Genomic DNA, 15101 nt, shown 5'->3' with positions numbered 1-15101 from the left:
GTGGCGGATGTGCGCGACAACGCGCCAGCCCGCCTTTCGGCACCAGCGGCGATCCATCAGCCCGCGTGCGCGGCCCTCAGGGCGGCGTCGAGGTCGGCGTAGAGGTCGTCCGGGGCCTCGATCCCCGTCGAGAGGCGCAGGAGGTCCGGCGGGCACGGGCTGTCCGGCCCCTCCACCGAGGCGCGGTGCTCGATCAGGCTCTCGACGCCGCCGAGCGACGTCGCCCGCTTCCACAGCCGCACCCGCGCGGCGGTGGCGATGGCCGCCGCCTCCCCGCCCGCGACCCGCAGCGACAGCATGAAGCCGAACCCATCGTGCATCTGGCGGGCGGCCACCGCATGGCCGGGATCGCCCGGCAGGCCGGGATAGAGGACATGCGCCACATGCGGATGCCCCTGGAACCGCGCGGCGAGGATCGCCGCGCCGGCCGATTGCGCCGCCGCGCGCAGGTGGAAGGTGCGCAGGGAGCGCATCAGCAGGTAGGCCTCGAACGGCCCGAGGATGCCGCCGCTACCGGCGCGGATGCCGGCGATCCGCTCCCAGAACGCATCGGCCTTCGCCCCCATGAGGGCGCCGGCCACGACGTCGGAATGGCCGTTCAGGATCTTGGTGGCCGAATGCATCACGATGTCGGCGCCGAGGTCGAGGGGGCGCGTGTGGAACGGCGAGGCGGCGGTAGAATCCACCGCGAGCCGCGCGCCGGCCTCGTGGGCGATCGCGGCGGCGGCGCCGATGTCGGTGACGGTCCAGAGCGGGTTGCCGGGCGTCTCGATCCAGACGAGCTTCGTCGCGCCGGGGCGGATGGCGGCCCTCAGACCATCGAGGTCGTCGGTGCCGACGAAATCCACCGCGATGCCGCGCCGGGGCATCTCCGCGCGCAGCCAGCGCTTCAGCGCCCAGTACATCACATGGCTCGCGACCACGTGGTCGCCGGGCTCCAGGGCGCCGAAGACGGCGGTCGCCGCCGCCATGCCCGAGCCGAACAGCATCGCCCCCGCCTGCGCGCCCTCCAGCATCGCGAGCACGCCTTCCGCCTCGCGCACGGTGGCGTTGTCGGGGCGGGCGTAGGAGAAGCCCGAGGAATAGCCGTTGTCCGGGTCGCGGATGAAGGTCGTCGCCACGTGCAGCGGCATCACCACGGCGCGGGTTGTCGGGTCGACATGGCCCATCGCCTGCGCGGCGAGGCTTCTGCGCGAGAAATCCACCGCTTGCGTGTCGTCCGGCATGCCACCCGGCGCCTCTGGTGCGTTAGTGCCTGACATCCGATTTGTCCTGCCCGATCCGCGCCCGCGCTGACACGACGGCGGGGCCGCCGCAACCCACGCCAACCGACGAGCCGCCATGACCGCCGCCACCCATGTCCCGGAAGGCCCCGCGCTGAGGCCTTGGCTGCGCCTCGCCTGCGCGGTGGTGCCGGTCGCCGCAACGGCGTTCATCGGCTCCGTCTCGACCCAGGCCGAGATCGGCGGCTGGTATGCCGGCCTCAACAAGCCGTGGTTCAACCCGCCGGACTGGGTGTTCCCCGTCGCCTGGACCGTGCTCTACACGATGATCGCCGTGTCCCTCTGGCGGCTGCTCGGGGCGCGCCCGCTCACCGGGCCGAGCCGCGAGGGCTGGCGGCTATCGCTCGGCGCCTTCCTCGTCCAGATGGCCCTGAACGCGGCCTGGACGCCGGTCTTCTTCAGCGCCCACGCCATCGGCCTCGGGCTGATCGTGGTGGCAACCCTGCTCGTGATGGTGCTGTGGACGATCCGCCTGACGTGGCGGTTCGACCGGGCGGCGGCGTGGCTCCTCGTGCCCTATGCCTGCTGGGTCGCCTTCGCGACGATCCTGAACGCGGCGGTGCTGCGCCTCAACTGAGGCGCGTCCGCCTCACCCGCCGGCATGCTCGTGCGATTCCTCGCCCGCCGGCTTGCCGTCGTCGCGGGCGCGGTGAAGCAGGAAGATCGCGAAGACCATCACGATGATCAGCCCGGCGAGCACGCCGAGCTCGATCATCGCCGCCTGAAACAGCGCATACTTCTCCGGCGTCATGTCCTTCGCGTGGGTAAGTTCGGAGGATTGCAGGGTGATGACCAGCACCCGCCGGATCGACGCGATCAGCCCGACGATCAGGAACGGCTCGACGGTGAGCTTGCCCGACCGCATTGAGACCCGCACCGTGTGCAGGATCTCGATGATCATCAGCAGGAACAGCAGCCGGTCCACCACTTCGAGGATCTGGTCCGCCCCGCCGAGCGAACGCAGGGCGTTCCAGGTCAGCATCGCCGCCTCGGTGAGCGCGGCCAGGGCCGTGAGGGCCAAGAGCAGGCCGAGCGCCGCGTAGATCGCGTGCTCGGTGTGCAGGAAGATGAAGCTCGCAGCCCGCGTCAGGCGGCCCTGATCCTGGTCCTCGTCCCGCTCGGCCATGACATTCCCCCCATCGTGATTGGGTGTAGAGCGCGGCCGTTCGAAGGGAATACCGGGCTCAGTGCAGGAACGGCAGGGTGTGCGGCGCGAGGTAGCCGAAGGCGAGCAGAACCGCGCCCGCGATGCCGAGCGCCCCGCCCGCGAAGACCAGGGCGGCGATGCCGGTGATGACCTCGGCGGAGGCCAGCACGATGCCGATCTGGAAGGCGGCCGAGGCCAACTCGTAATGGTGGTAGCGCAGGAGCGAGAGGTCGCGGCGCTCCTCGGCGAGCTTGGCCCTGGCGGTGAGCTCCTTGCGGCCCTCGCCTGTGGCGGGCTCCGAATCGTAGCGGGCGAGGGTCTTGGCCCATTCGGCGCGCTTGGCCTGGATCGCCTCCTGGCTCGTGCCGGGCGGCAGGAGGGCGACGGCCTCGTCGGCGGTGCGGATCACCGTCATGCGGATCGTCCGCGCCTGGAAGAACGCCCAGAGGTTCGAGGCCTCGACGTTCGCGCCCAGCGCCTCCGTCTGCGAGGCCTTGCCGAGGGTTTCGCTGAAGGCCAGGAACAGGGCCAGCACCGAAATCAGCAGCGCCACGCGCTTGTTCGAGCTTCCCCCCGACCCGTGACCACCCGACATGCCCGCACTCCCCCGTTCGTGTCCCGGGCGGGAGACACCTTATCGCGGGGCGAAGCGCAAGAGCCTTGGCGCTACTCCGCCGCGACGCGGGGCGGCCGGTGGCCGTCGTTGGAGGCCGAGGGGTGGTCATAGGCGGGGGCGTCGAGCGGATCGTCGCGCTCGCCCACGAAGCGGCCGAGCAGCCGGCCGATGAACCGCGAGAGATCGTCCATCAGCACGAAGATCGCCGGCACGAAGACGAGGGACAGGCCCGTCGAGACGATCAGCCCGCCGATCACCGCAATGGCCATGGGCGAGCGGAACTCGCCGCCGATGCCGAGCGCCAGGGCGGAGGGAATCATGCCGGCGGCCATGGCGATGGTGGTCATCACGATGGGCCGGGCGCGCTTGCGCCCGGCATCGACGATGGCCGTCGTGCGATCGACGCCCTCGCGGATCTGCTCGACGGCGAAGTCCACGAGCATGATCGCGTTCTTCGTCACCACGCCCATCAGCATCAGGATGCCGATGACCACGGGCATCGAGATCGGCTTCTGCACGATCAGCAGCGCCAGGATCGCGCCGCCGATGGAGAGCGGCAGCGAGAACAGGATGGTCAGCGGCTGAAGGAAGTTGCCGAACAGCAGGATCAGCACGCCGAAGACCATCATCAGGCCGGCGCCCATGGCCAGGGCGAAGCCTTCGAACACCTCGCCCATCACCTCGGCGTCGCCGGTCTGCTTGATGGTGACGCCCGGCGGCAGGTCCTTCGCCGCCGGCAGCTTCAACACCTGCGAGATCAATTCGCCGAGCGCGTCCGAGCCCTGCATGTCGCCCTCGATGGCGACGCGGATGGCGCGGTCGTAGCGGTCGATGGCGGTGGGGCCCTGGCCGAGGGTGATGTCGGCGACCGTTTCCAGCGGCACGGCCTGCCCGCCCTTCACCGGCACCTTCATGGCGCCGATCTCGGAGAGCTGGCCGCGCAGGGTTTCCGGCAGTTGCACCCGGATCGGGATCTGCCGGTCGGTGGCGTTGAACTTGGCGAGGTTGAGCCCGATGTCGCCGATGGTCCCGACCCGCACCGTCTCGGCGATGGTGTCGGTGGAAACGCCGAGATCGGCCGCCACCGCCGGCTTCGGGCGGATGCGGATCTCGGTGCGGTCCAGCGGCGCCGTCGACATGACGTTGACGAGGTGGGGCACCTGCGCCGCCTCGCGCTGCAGGCGGGCGGCGACATCGGCCACCACGGCCTTGTCGGGGCCGGCGACGATCAGCGCGAGATCGCGCTGCCCGCCCTCGCGCAGGGCCCAGAAACGGATGTCGGGCTCCTCGCGCAGGATCGCGGCGACCTCGGCATCCACCTGCTTCTGCGTGCGGTGGCGGGTGTTCTTCGGCGTCAGGTTGATGGTGAGGCTCGCGAGCCGCACCTCCTTCTTGCCGGGCAATTGCCGGCCGCCGTCCACGAAGACGCTCTTCACCTCCGGCAGCGTGCGGATCCGGTCCACCAGCTTGTCGCTGATGGCGACCGTGTCCGGCAGGCGGGCGCCCGGCGGCAGTTCGACCACGAACAGGGTGCGCGCCTGATCCTCGGCCGGCAGGAAGCCCGCCGGCAGCAGGCCGGTCGACATGATGGAGGCGACGAAGCAGGCCAGCCCCAGCACCAGCGTGATGTACTTGTGGCGCACGGACCAGCGCACGAGGCGGGTATAGCCGCGCATCACCGGGCCTTCGTGGCTGTGGTCCGGCCCGTGGTCGCGCAGGAAGTAGGCGGCGAGCAGCGGCGTGATGAGGCGGGCCACCAGCAGCGACATGAACACCGCCGCCGCGATGGTAAGGCCGAACTGCTTGAAGTACTGGCCGGCGATGCCGCCCATGAAGGAGACGGGCGCGAAGATCGCCATGATCGTCGCCGTGATGGCGATGACCGCGAGGCCGATCTCGTCGGCGGCTTCCAGCGAGGCGCGGTAGGGCGACTTCCCCATCCGCATGTGCCGGACGATGTTCTCGATCTCCACGATGGCATCGTCCACGAGGATGCCGGTGACGAGGGTGATGGCGAGCAGGCTGACCGCGTTGAGGGAGAAGCCCATCGCGCTCATGACCCAGAAGGTCGGGATCACCGAGAGCGGCAATGCCACGGCGGCGATCACCGTCGCCCGCCAATCGCGCAGGAACAGGAGCACGACGATCACGGCGAGCGCCGCACCCTCGATCAGCCCCATCATCGCGGAGTGATAATTGCCGATCGTGTTGGTGACGCTGGTATCGATCAGGTCGAAGCGCACGTCCGGATTGGCCGCGTGCAGGGCCTCGATCTTCCGGGCGACGCCAACCGAGACGTCGGCGTCGCTCGCCCCCGTGGCGCGGGAGATGGCGAAGGCCACCACCGGCTCTCCGTTGAACCGGGCGAAGGTGCGCGGCTCCTCGGCCGTGTCGGCGAGGGTCGCCAGCTCGTCGAGGCGCACCTTGCGGTTGCCGGGCACGACGATGGACGTCGCCGCCAGGGTGTCGAGGCTGGCCGAGGCGGCCAGCGCGCGGATCGACTGCTCCTGCCCGCCGACCTCGGCGCGGCCGCCGGCCATGTCGGCAGAAGTCAGGCGCAATTGCCGGTTCACGTCGGCGGCGGTGATGCCAAGCGACAGCAGCCGGTCGGGCTTCAGGGTGACGCGGATCTCGCGGGCGACACCGCCCAGGCGCTCCACGCCGCCGACACCCTTCACCGATTGCAGCCCGCGCGCGACGACGTCGTCCACGAACCACGACAGGTCCTCGGGCGTCATCGCGGGCGCGGAGGCGCCGTAGATCATGATCGGCAGGCCGGCGATCTCCACGCGGGAGATGATCGGCTCATCGATGGTGCGCGGCAGGTTGATGCGGATCTTGGAGATCGCATCCTTCACGTCGTTGACCGCGCGGTCCTGGTTGATCTCCAGCCGGAACTCGATGGTCGTGGTGGAGATGCCCTCGGTGATGGTGGAGAGGACGTGCTTCACGCCCTTCACCCCGGCCACCGAATCCTCGACCCACTTCGTCACCTGGGTCTGCAATTCGGAGGGCGCGGCACCGGCCTGGGTGATCGTCACCGCGACGATCGGGATGTCGATGTTCGGGAAGCGGGTGATTGGCAGCGAGCGGAAGCTCACCAGCCCCAGCACCATCAGCACCAAGAACAGCACGATGGAGGGCAGCGGCTTGCGGATTGCCCAGGCGGAGACGTTGAGGCGCATCGCTCGTCCTCAGCGCGCTTCGGCGATGGCGGGCGGCGGAGCGGCTTCCACCGCCCGCACCCGGTCGCCGTCCCGCAGGAAGCTGCCGGCGCGGGCCACGATCCGCTCGCCCGCCGCCACGCCGTCGCGGATCTCGGTGAAGCCCTGGGCCGAGAGGCCCGGCGTGACCTTGCGTGCCTCGACGCGCCCGTCCTTCACGACGAGCAGGCTCGCCCGCCCGTCGGCGGCGTAGATCAGGCTCGACACCGGCACCGCGATGCCCTCCCGCCGGGCGACCTCGATGCTGCCCCGGCCGAAGGCGCCGATGCGCAGGGCCGGATCGTCGGCGAGGCGGATGCGCACCTTGCCCAGGCGGGTCATGCGGTCCACCTCCGGGTAGACCCGTCGCACCGAGCCGGCGACGGCGCGCCCCGGATCGAGGGTGAGCCGGGCGGGATCGCCCACCTTCAGCCGGGCGAGCCAGGTCTCCGGCACTTCGCCCTCCAATTCGATCTCGCCCCGGGCGATCAGGCGGAACAGCGGCTCGCCCACCGCCGTCGCCGTGGCGCCGACGCGGGCGGTGCGGCGGTTGACGATGCCGGCCTCGGGGGCGCGGATGTCGGTGCGGGCCCGGCGCAGGGCGATCTCGGCGCCCGCCGCCTTCGCCGTGGCGAGGTCGGCCTGGGCCGCCTGGAGCCCGCCTTTCGCGGCGGCGACCCGGCCGGTGGCGCCCTGCGCGGCGGAGGCGCGCTGTTCCAGCACCGCCGCCGTGGCGTTGCCGGTCTTGCTCAGGGTCTGGGCGCGTTCGAGGGAGAGCCGCGCCTCGGTCTCGGCCGCCTCGGCCTGGACGATCTGGCTTTGCGCCTGGACGATGGCGGCCTCGGCGCGGGCGATGGCCGCCACGTTGGAGGCTTCCTGCGTCGCGATCATCTCGTTCGACAGGCGGGCGAGGACTTGGCCCTTCGCGACCCTGTCCCCCTCCTCGACCAGCAATTCGGTGATGCGCAGCCCCTCGACCTCGGGGGCGACGAGGATTTCATCACGCGGGACCAGCGTGCCGGTGACGACAGCGTTCTCCACGATCTCGCGCCGCTCCGCGTGCACCACCGTCACGGCCGGGGCGATGGCAGCGGGCTCGGGCACGGAGGCGGGCTCGACGGCGCGGGCCGGGGAGGTCAGCAGCACCAGGGCAAGGGCGCACGCGGCGTGCGCGGAACGGATCGTCACAGGGAAAGCTCGCTGGCGCCGGTACGGAAACATGGCAGGTTATCCGCCGGGCACCCGGCGTTTTGATGGCGGGTCTTCTTGCTCGGATCGTCCCGGCCACGCTGCAACCAGTCCTCGCAGACCGCGTTGTCGCGCTGAAAGCCTGGCCACTTAGGGGACCGTTTCATGAGCATCTTTCAGATCAGGCAGAAGAACAACGGCGCCGTGCTTTGGACGGGCTCCGCCCCGGACGAGCAATCCGCCCTTGACGCCATGGCGCGCGAGGCCGGCTACCGCGATTATTCCGCCCTGCCCGATACCCTCCGCAGTGAAGGCGTGCAGGCCGACAAGCTCGACCTGATCTCGTAAGTCCTTAGACTATCGCAAACCGCCTTCCCCGGCCAATCCGTCGAGGAAGGCGGCGCAGCCTTCAAGCCCCTCCGGGTCGTACAGGCCCGCGATGATCGACGGATCGAGGGCTAGCGCCTCGCGCATCAGGTCGGGCCACGCCTCGGCCACCGGCCACGAGGGCCGGACCAGGGCAGCCCCGAGCCGGTGCAACGCCTCGGCCTTCTCCGTCTGTTCCCCATAGGCGCGCGGTTCCGGTAGGCACAAGAAGCGCTTGCCGTACGCGGCGGCCAGCGCCACGAGCCCGTCGCCCCCTCCCCCGACGAGAATAGCCGCCTTCGCGACGAAGGCCCCGACATCAGCGACCCAACCGTGCAGGTGCAGGTTCACAGGCGTTTCCCCCAGCCCCGAGACCGGGCCGAGGACATGCCATGTCCGCTCCGGCACGGCGCGGGCCGCCGCCGCGAGGGCGCCGAGGTCGCCGCCCTCCCCGCCCTTGCCGAACACCACCACGACGTCCTGCCCGTCTCCGGCAAGCGCAGGCCGGCTCCCGCCGAGGAAGCCGGCATAAAAGGTCTTCGCCCTGACCCAATCCGGCGTGCCCGGCGATTCGAGGGAGGCGGGGAACGGGGCGAGCACCCGGCTCGCGCTGCGGAAGGCCTCGCGATGGGGCCGGTCGGTGCGCTCGCCGGCGAGGCGCACCACCACCGTCGGCACGGAGAGCAGGCGGGCGAACAGGGCCACCTCCACCGAGACGTCCACGACGATCAGCGCCGGGTCCGTCCGCTCCACCCAGGCGGCGATGCGGGCCATGCGGCTGCGCAGGTCGGGATGGCGCAGGGGCGCGTAGTGGAACGCCTCCGGCCGCTCGGCCTCGCCGTCGTTTCCGTCGAAGCCCGCGCCGTTGCCGAGGGGGCGGTCGTCGGGCAGGTCGAGCACGTCGAGGCCGGTCGTGTCGGCCTCCGCTAGGGTGCCGATGATCGTGCAGGGTCGATGCAGATGCGTGGCGACGGCGCGGGCACGCTGCAGATGGCCCGCGCCCTGATGGTGGACGTACCAGCCGATGCCGCGGGTCACGCGGCCTTCCTGGCGCGGCCACGCCGCTCGATCCGCGCGGCGATGTCCGCGAGGTCCTTCAGCGCGAGGTCGATGTCGCAGACGGGGGCCGGGGCCGAGCGCGTTCCGATGAGCCGGTCGGCGCGCTCCACGAAGGCGATGGCGTTGGGGCAACCGGTCGCGAGCACCGCCGCGAGATCGCCGGAGCCGAGGCCGAGGGCAGCGCAAGCCTCCTCTCGCTCTTCCTCCGGCAGGTCGTAGGCGCGGCGCAGGGCGGCCCGGCGCAGCACCAGCTGCTCCCAGAAGCCGGCCTCGGGTAGAAGATAGGCTTCCCCGGAGATGGCCCGCGCCCGGCGTTCCATTTCGGTGGCCATGCCCCCCGCCACCCGCCCGTCGCGGCGGGCCGAGACGAGGACGTGGATGTCGGGGCAATGGCGCAGCCGCGCACCGCCGTCGCGCATCAGGCCGACGAGGGCGTTGTCCTCGCCGCAGGGCAGCGGCGGCAGGCCGCCCACCGCGCGGTAGAGCGAGACCGGAAAGCCCAGGCTCGCGCCCGTATGGTCGCCGTGGCGGGGGGCCGGATCGTGCGGCGCCGGATCGAGCAATTCCTCAAGGCGGCGCACGCCGGCCCAGTAGCGCTCCACCCGCGCGTTGAGATCCGTGACGCCCGGCGCGAGGTCTTCGTCGCCGTCGATCACGAGGCGGCCGCCGACGATCTCGGCATTCTCCAGAGCGAGAAGGTTGGCCGAGACCCAGGTCGCGGGAAGGCGCGCATCGGCGTCCGTGGTCAGGAGGATTCCGTCCTCCGCGTCGAGGTCGGCGAGCCAATCCGCCCCGGCATCCAGCGCCATGCGCCGCGCCGTGCCGACATGGGCCTCCGCCCCTTCGAGGGTCGCCTCGACGATGCGCAGATCCAGCCCTTCGAAGCGCCCGGCCCCCTGACCCCCACGCAGCACCTCCACCATTCCATCGGTGCAGTTGTTGGCCAGCACCACCACCCGGATCGGGCCTTCGGCGTCCTGGCCGGCGAGGCTGTCGAGCAGGAGGGGCAAGCGCGCGGCCTCGTTCCGGGCCGGGACGCACACGACGCAGGGACGCACCATGAAAGACCTCTGGGATACCTTTTAGCCGCGACCGCCCGCCACCCGGCGCAGACTCGGCCGGGCCCGCTCCGAGGCGTGGGCGATGACGTCCTCGTAGATTTCGAAGTAGCGCTCGAACATGGCCTCGGCGTCGTACAGCGCCTCGGCCCGGTCGCGGCAGGCGCGGCGGGAGAGGCCGACGGCCCCGCGGATCGCCTCGGCGAGGCTCAACGCGTCGTCCGGTTCGGCGAGGCGGCCGCAGGTCTCGTCCAGGATGTCCGGCAGGGCGCCCCGGCGGAAGGCGGCGACGGGTGTGCCGCAGGCCAGCGCCTCGGCGACCACGAGGCCGAACGGCTCCTCCCAGCGCGGCGAGACGATCGCCACCCGCGCCCGGCCGAGATGGCGGGCGAGGTCGCGGTGGGCGAGATGGCCGAGATGGGTGAGATCCGGCCCGAGGCGGGGCGCGATCTCCTGGTCCCAGTAGATCGGGTTCATCTTCGGCCCGGCGAAGACCAGCGGCAGACCGGCCGCGCGGGCGGCGTCGATGGCGAGGTGCAGGCCCTTTTCCGGGACGATCCGGCCCGACCAGAAGGCGTAGGGCGGGTCGTCCGGCGTGGCGCCGTAGGCGAAGGTCGAGAGGTCGACGCCGTTGCCCACGACCTGCGCGTGCGGAACGATCTCCGACCATTCCTGCGCGAGGGACGGCGAGACGGCGAGGAAGGCCATGTCCGGGTCCGCCACGACGACGCCCTGGGTCAAGCTCTCGAAGGGCGGGGTGTGCAGCACCGTCACCCACGGCAGGCCGAGGCGGGCGCTCTCCTGCAGCGGGAGGGCGTGCAAGGCGTTGTTGTGCACGAGATCGAAGCCGCCGGCCGCCACCATGTCCATCATCCGGCGGTAGGCCTCGGCCTCGGCGCGGTCGATCTCCTCCTCGCGCTCCGGGTTGGCGACCGCGCAGCCGGTCGGCTCGCACAGCATCACCGGTTCCAGCGCAGGATCGGACCCCTTGCTGGCGAAGAGGACGACCTCATGTCCCCGACGACGCAGCGCGGCGGTCAAGAGATGGGTATGCATCTCCAATCCGCCGGCATGGGGTTGACCGATCGGATACTTGAGATGGGCAAGGACAGCGATCTTCACGCGTGCACCGATACGGTTGTGGACGGATGAGAACGGACCTGCCGGTCGCTGGAGACGAGGGGTAGGCCTGAGGCGGGCTCGGCGGTTATCACGCACATGTTCTTATGGCCACGCTTGCCGGGTTCCGGGGCCCGAAAACCCTTTCGCACGGCAAGCCTGCCAGAACGTCCTAGCCGCTCCGGTCTGAACGGAGGATGATCGTACCGGTAAAGGTGGTGTTCAGTTCTGGGCGTACTCTCAGCCGAACGCCCCGACCTCGTGCTGGATCATCCCGGAGATTTCCCGCACCTGCCCGAACATCCGCCGGATCGGCTGGAACAGCGTGGCGTGCTCCGCCTCGTAGGTACCAGTATCGCGCGGGCCTGCGGGCTCCCCGAAATTCAGGCCGAGCGTCGGGTCGGGCTCGTTCGGGAAGATCCCGTCGAGCATCGCCAGACACCCGTCGATGTCGAGGCGCAGGAAGCGCTCCAGCATCTGCTCGCGGGAGATACCCGCCTGCGGGCGGAAGCCGGGGATGTGCACCGCCAGGAACCAGATCCGATGGATCAGCGCCAGCCGCAGGGCGTGGAGCAGCGTAAGCCGCGCCGACATGCCGTTGAGGTCGGGGGCGGCGGCGCGCAAAGCCAGCCAATCGCGGGTGAGCCGGCCGAACAGACGACGCAGGTCGGGGGCGAGGTCGAGCCGTTCCAGCGCGCCCGCGATCACCACCAGTTCGTCCCGGCGGAAATCCTTCTGCGTGCGCCGGGCGCGCTCCAGCCACACGGCCGGATCGAGGGTGTCGATATAGGCGCGCAGCACGTCGAGGTCGCCGACCGAGGCCGCGACCTGCACGAGGCGGAAGGCGCGGGAGAAGCGCAGCGAATCGCGCCGCATCTCCCGGAACAGGTCCGGCCCCCGCCCGGCGGCCCGGCCGAGCCCGTGCAGCGAGTTCGCGAGGAAGCCGAGCTGGTGCAGGATCGCGTTGTTGGGGATGGCCCGCATCTGGCGCGGATGGGTGATCCGCGCCGGGCCGCCCGCGTCGGTCTGGCGGGCCACGGGGCGCGAGCCCGTTCGGTCGAGGAGGCTCGGGCCGAAGGTGCCGAGCAGCGCCGCGTAGCCCGGCTCGTCCACCAGCGCCTCCATGTCCTGGCGGACGACGGTGAAGAATTCCAGGGCGAAGTCGGGCTCGGAATAGATCGGGTCCTCGGCCGGCGCGCCGCCCGCCTTGGCCTCCGTGAGGGCATAGCCGGCGAAGGCGTCCTCCTCGGCCACGTCGAGGGCGTAGACGTGCTCGGCGATGCGGGCGAGGGTCGCCTGGGCGAGGTCCTTCGTGCCGAACAGCAGGTAGCCGTCCGTGCCCTGGAAGCTCGATTCGAGGCGCACCTTCAGCCCCGCCTTGCGGGCTCGGTCGCGGGCATCCTCGGGGGCGAGGTAGGCGAGACGGTCGCGCAGGGAGGTCGGGTGCGCCCCCCGGCCAATCGATTCACCGTGGGTGTCGAAGATCGCGAGTTCGACGTCGGCGAGGCCGTTCTGCACCAGCATCTCGGTGATGCGCAGGCGCAGGCGCTCGATCCAGAAGGTCGCCGCGAGCTGCCCGACATAGCGGCCGGAATCGGAATAGCCGAACTGCACGGTGAGCCGGCCGATGCGCTTGAGGTAGGCCCGCCAATGCGGGTTGCGCAGGGCGTCGTCGAGCACCCGGATGCCCTGTTCGAGGGCGCTCGCGGTCTCGAACAGCGGCGTGATCTCGAGCTTGTCGGCGATGCCGTAATGCCGGGCCAGCCAGAGGGCGGCGAGCAGGGTGTAGCCGGTCTCCGTCTCGGCGATGAGGAAGCGCACCGGGTGGGTGCCGTCCACGTGCTTGAGGATCTGCGCGATGGTCATCATCAGCCGCGCGGCCGAGGCGCGTTCGGCGGCCAGCGCCCCGAAATCCACGGCGACCGGCGTCACGTCGTTGAGGAGCGTGTGGATCGTGGCGAGGTGCGAGCGGCGCTGGGCCGCGTCGGTGGGCTCGCCTTCGAGTTCGATCACCCGCCGGACGGCGTTGTGGATCTGCGAGGCGTTCAGCCGGAAATGCGGCAGGGCGTTCGACAGGCCGTGGGTCTCAACGCCCGCCCGCAGCACCGCGATGGCCCGGCGGTCGGCCTCCTCGCCCGCCCCGGCCAGCGCCGCGTCGAGGGCGGCGACGAGGGGGCCGGCATCGGTCTGCGCCCGCTCGCGCTCGATGATGAGCGCCAGGGCAAAGCGGTGCACCGCTTCCAGCGACGGCTTGTCCCCGAGTCTCGGCGCGACGGCGAGCTGCCGGTTCACGGCGCTCAACGCCCCTTCCGCGAGGCCCCGCGCCTCGCGGGCGGCGGGGATGTCGGGCAGGTCCCGCATCACCCGGTCGAACTGCATCCGCTTGGAGATCAGCCGGTAGCGCACCGTGTCCCACCAGCCGATATCGGTGCGCCCGTCCGTGTCGCAGCCGACCCAGCTCGCCACGGCGAAGGGGCGCGGCCGAAGCTCGGCCCAGCGATCCGGCCAGCGGGCGCGGGCGGCATCGATCAGGGCGCCGTTGAAGGCGTCCAGCGCAAGGCGCGCGTTGTTGGCGGCGGCGCAGGCCTGCTCGAATTCGAGATCGAGGGTGACGGGCGAATCCGGCCGGGTGGACAGGGCGGCGGCCTTGCCGATGGGCGCGGCGCGCTCGGCGGCATCGCGCAGGCCCGCCGCCTGGGCGAGGAGGTCGGCCACGGCGCGGGGCATGCCGAAGGTCGGGTGCGCGGTGAACACCACCGCGAAGGCCGTGCGGTGGATGAGGGTGGCGAAATCCTCGAAAGCGCCGGTCCTGTCCGGGACCGCCGCCACCAGGGCCGAGGCCACGGAGGTGTCGGCGGTGCCGTTCAGCCCGACATAGTCGCGCAGACGCTGCGCCCGCGCCCCCAGGGATTCGGCGCGCAGCCGCTCGAACAGGCCGTCGAGATCACCCTCCGCGATTTCGCCCCGGTCGAAGGAGCGGGTGATCGCCAGCGTCACGGCCAGGACGGGGTTGCGGAACGGATCCTCGCTCGCCTGTTCCCGCGCCGAGTCGATGAGCCCGAGGAGATGCGCTTCCAGCTCCTCGGGACCACGGCCGATCTGCTGCTGCATGGTGTGTCCTCGCTGAGCGTCCGTCATCGCCGGGCGAGCGACGCAAGGAGCGTTCCGGCTGCGTCTTCGGGTGACGCGCCGCGCGCTTGGCGTTATCACTGGCGCCCTCATGGAGCGACTGCTGATCTTCCTCGCCGTCCTGGTTCTCATCTTGGTGGGGGCGATCGTGGCTGCCCTGGCGGCCCGAAGCCGCCGGCCGCCGCTGCACATGGACAGCGAATTCCACCACGACGACACGGACCTGCTGATCGGCCCGGTGGGCCGGCGCCGGGAGAGTCCGATCGACCGTTCCGCCGACATCATCGACGTCAGCCCACAGGCCGAGCCCGCCGACGCGCGCCCCCACGGAGGCGAGCGATGATGGCCCGGACCCTCGCGGCTTTCGCCCTCGCCGTCGCGGTCTCGGCCGTCCCCGCGCAGGCCATGGAGGCCTGCGGCGAGCAGGCGGCGCGCTACGAGAACGGCAAGGGCTTCGCGTTCGTGGTGATCCGCGCGGGCGAGGCGCGGGTCGTGAACCCCCTGCGCCCGCTGACGCCGGAGGTGACGCAGGTGCTCGAAGTGGTGATCGGCGCCAAGCGGGCCACCGCCTACGGGCCGGATTTCACCAGCCTGCGCCGGGGCGGCACGCCGTCCGTGGTGCAGGCGATGCTCGGCGCGCCGATCACCTGGGAGCCGAAGCTGCCGGCGCTGCCCGACACGCTGAACATCGTGTCCGAGGAGGGGACGCCCCTGGCGGAACTGGGCTTCAAGCTCTGCGTGGCGCCGCCCGCCATCGCGCCCGAGGCGGCGCCGCAGGCGAAGAAGGGGGCGCCCCGCAAGGGTGGCTCCAAGGCGGCCGAGGGCGGGGCGAAGACGGGCGGCACGAAGGCGGCGGCCAAGCCCGCGAAGACGCCCCAGGGGTTCAGCATCCCCCAGGGCGCGGTGGCGGAGTGAGCGGGCGGAGGCGCCGGA

General features: G+C 71.3%; 13 protein-coding genes. 4 read left to right on the top strand and 9 right to left on the bottom strand.

Going from position 1 to position 15101, the window contains the following annotated elements:
* Positions 1-56: 56 nt before the first annotated feature.
* Entirely contained in the window at positions 57-1262 is a 1206-nt protein-coding gene (locus AAHF99_RS04070) for a trans-sulfuration enzyme family protein (RefSeq protein WP_412759826.1), read from the bottom strand.
* 79 nt (positions 1263-1341) lie between these two features.
* Between AAHF99_RS04070 and AAHF99_RS04065 the strand changes: the two genes are divergently transcribed.
* Entirely contained in the window at positions 1342-1860 is a 519-nt protein-coding gene (locus tag AAHF99_RS04065) for a TspO/MBR family protein (protein ID WP_342162768.1), read from the top strand.
* A gap of 12 nt (positions 1861-1872) precedes the next feature.
* On the opposite strand, the gene AAHF99_RS04060 is transcribed toward AAHF99_RS04065, so the two are convergent.
* From AAHF99_RS04060 to AAHF99_RS04045, 4 genes are all read right to left on the bottom strand, one after another.
* Entirely contained in the window at positions 1873-2409 is a 537-nt protein-coding gene (locus tag AAHF99_RS04060; protein ID WP_342162767.1) for a phosphate-starvation-inducible PsiE family protein, read from the bottom strand.
* 58 nt (positions 2410-2467) lie between these two features.
* Positions 2468-3025, bottom strand: a complete 558-nt coding sequence (locus AAHF99_RS04055; protein WP_342162766.1) for a DUF4337 domain-containing protein — start codon at positions 3023-3025, stop codon at positions 2468-2470.
* Positions 3026-3096: 71 nt separating this feature from the next.
* The gene (locus tag AAHF99_RS04050) at positions 3097-6231 is read right to left on the bottom strand and encodes an efflux RND transporter permease subunit (RefSeq protein WP_342162765.1); all 3135 of its coding nucleotides are present in this window, start codon (positions 6229-6231) and stop codon (positions 3097-3099) included.
* A gap of 9 nt (positions 6232-6240) precedes the next feature.
* Positions 6241-7470, bottom strand: a complete 1230-nt coding sequence (locus tag AAHF99_RS04045) for an efflux RND transporter periplasmic adaptor subunit (protein ID WP_412759825.1) — start codon at positions 7468-7470, stop codon at positions 6241-6243.
* A gap of 132 nt (positions 7471-7602) precedes the next feature.
* On the opposite strand from AAHF99_RS04045, the gene AAHF99_RS04040 reads away from it, so the two are divergent.
* The gene (locus AAHF99_RS04040; protein WP_243958686.1) at positions 7603-7785 is read left to right on the top strand and encodes a hypothetical protein; all 183 of its coding nucleotides are present in this window, start codon (positions 7603-7605) and stop codon (positions 7783-7785) included.
* A gap of 9 nt (positions 7786-7794) precedes the next feature.
* On the opposite strand, the gene AAHF99_RS04035 is transcribed toward AAHF99_RS04040, so the two are convergent.
* The 4 genes from AAHF99_RS04035 to AAHF99_RS04020 form a co-directional block, all read right to left on the bottom strand.
* Positions 7795-8841: a glycosyltransferase gene (locus tag AAHF99_RS04035; RefSeq protein WP_342162763.1), complete on the bottom strand. Its 1047-nt coding sequence runs from the start codon at positions 8839-8841 to the stop codon at positions 7795-7797.
* Positions 8838-9923: a glycosyltransferase family 2 protein gene (locus tag AAHF99_RS04030; RefSeq protein WP_342162762.1), complete on the bottom strand. Its 1086-nt coding sequence runs from the start codon at positions 9921-9923 to the stop codon at positions 8838-8840. Before AAHF99_RS04030 ends, AAHF99_RS04035 begins: the two co-directional genes overlap by 4 nt.
* 21 nt (positions 9924-9944) lie before the next feature.
* A complete protein-coding gene (locus tag AAHF99_RS04025) occupies positions 9945-11042 on the bottom strand; it encodes a glycosyltransferase family 4 protein (protein WP_342162761.1) in 1098 nt (365 codons plus the stop codon).
* Positions 11043-11279: 237 nt separating this feature from the next.
* Positions 11280-14150 (bottom strand): phosphoenolpyruvate carboxylase, encoded by a 2871-nt coding sequence (locus AAHF99_RS04020; protein WP_342162760.1) that lies wholly within the window; start codon positions 14148-14150, stop codon positions 11280-11282.
* Positions 14151-14259: 109 nt separating this feature from the next.
* On the opposite strand from AAHF99_RS04020, the gene AAHF99_RS04015 reads away from it, so the two are divergent.
* Together AAHF99_RS04015 and AAHF99_RS04010 are read left to right on the top strand one after the other, a co-directional pair.
* On the top strand, positions 14260-14511 hold the full coding sequence (locus tag AAHF99_RS04015) for a hypothetical protein (protein WP_243958696.1): 252 nt from the start codon (positions 14260-14262) through the stop codon (positions 14509-14511).
* On the top strand, positions 14508-15083 hold the full coding sequence (locus AAHF99_RS04010) for a hypothetical protein (protein WP_342162759.1): 576 nt from the start codon (positions 14508-14510) through the stop codon (positions 15081-15083). Before AAHF99_RS04015 ends, AAHF99_RS04010 begins: the two co-directional genes overlap by 4 nt.
* The last annotated feature ends 18 nt before the right edge of the window (positions 15084-15101 follow it).

This window comes from Methylobacterium litchii, assembly GCF_038442315.1.
Lineage (GTDB): Bacteria > Pseudomonadota > Alphaproteobacteria > Rhizobiales > Beijerinckiaceae > Methylobacterium > Methylobacterium litchii.
The sequence above is the reverse complement of the archived record's forward strand: the minus strand, read 5'-3'. Positions and strand labels throughout refer to the sequence as shown.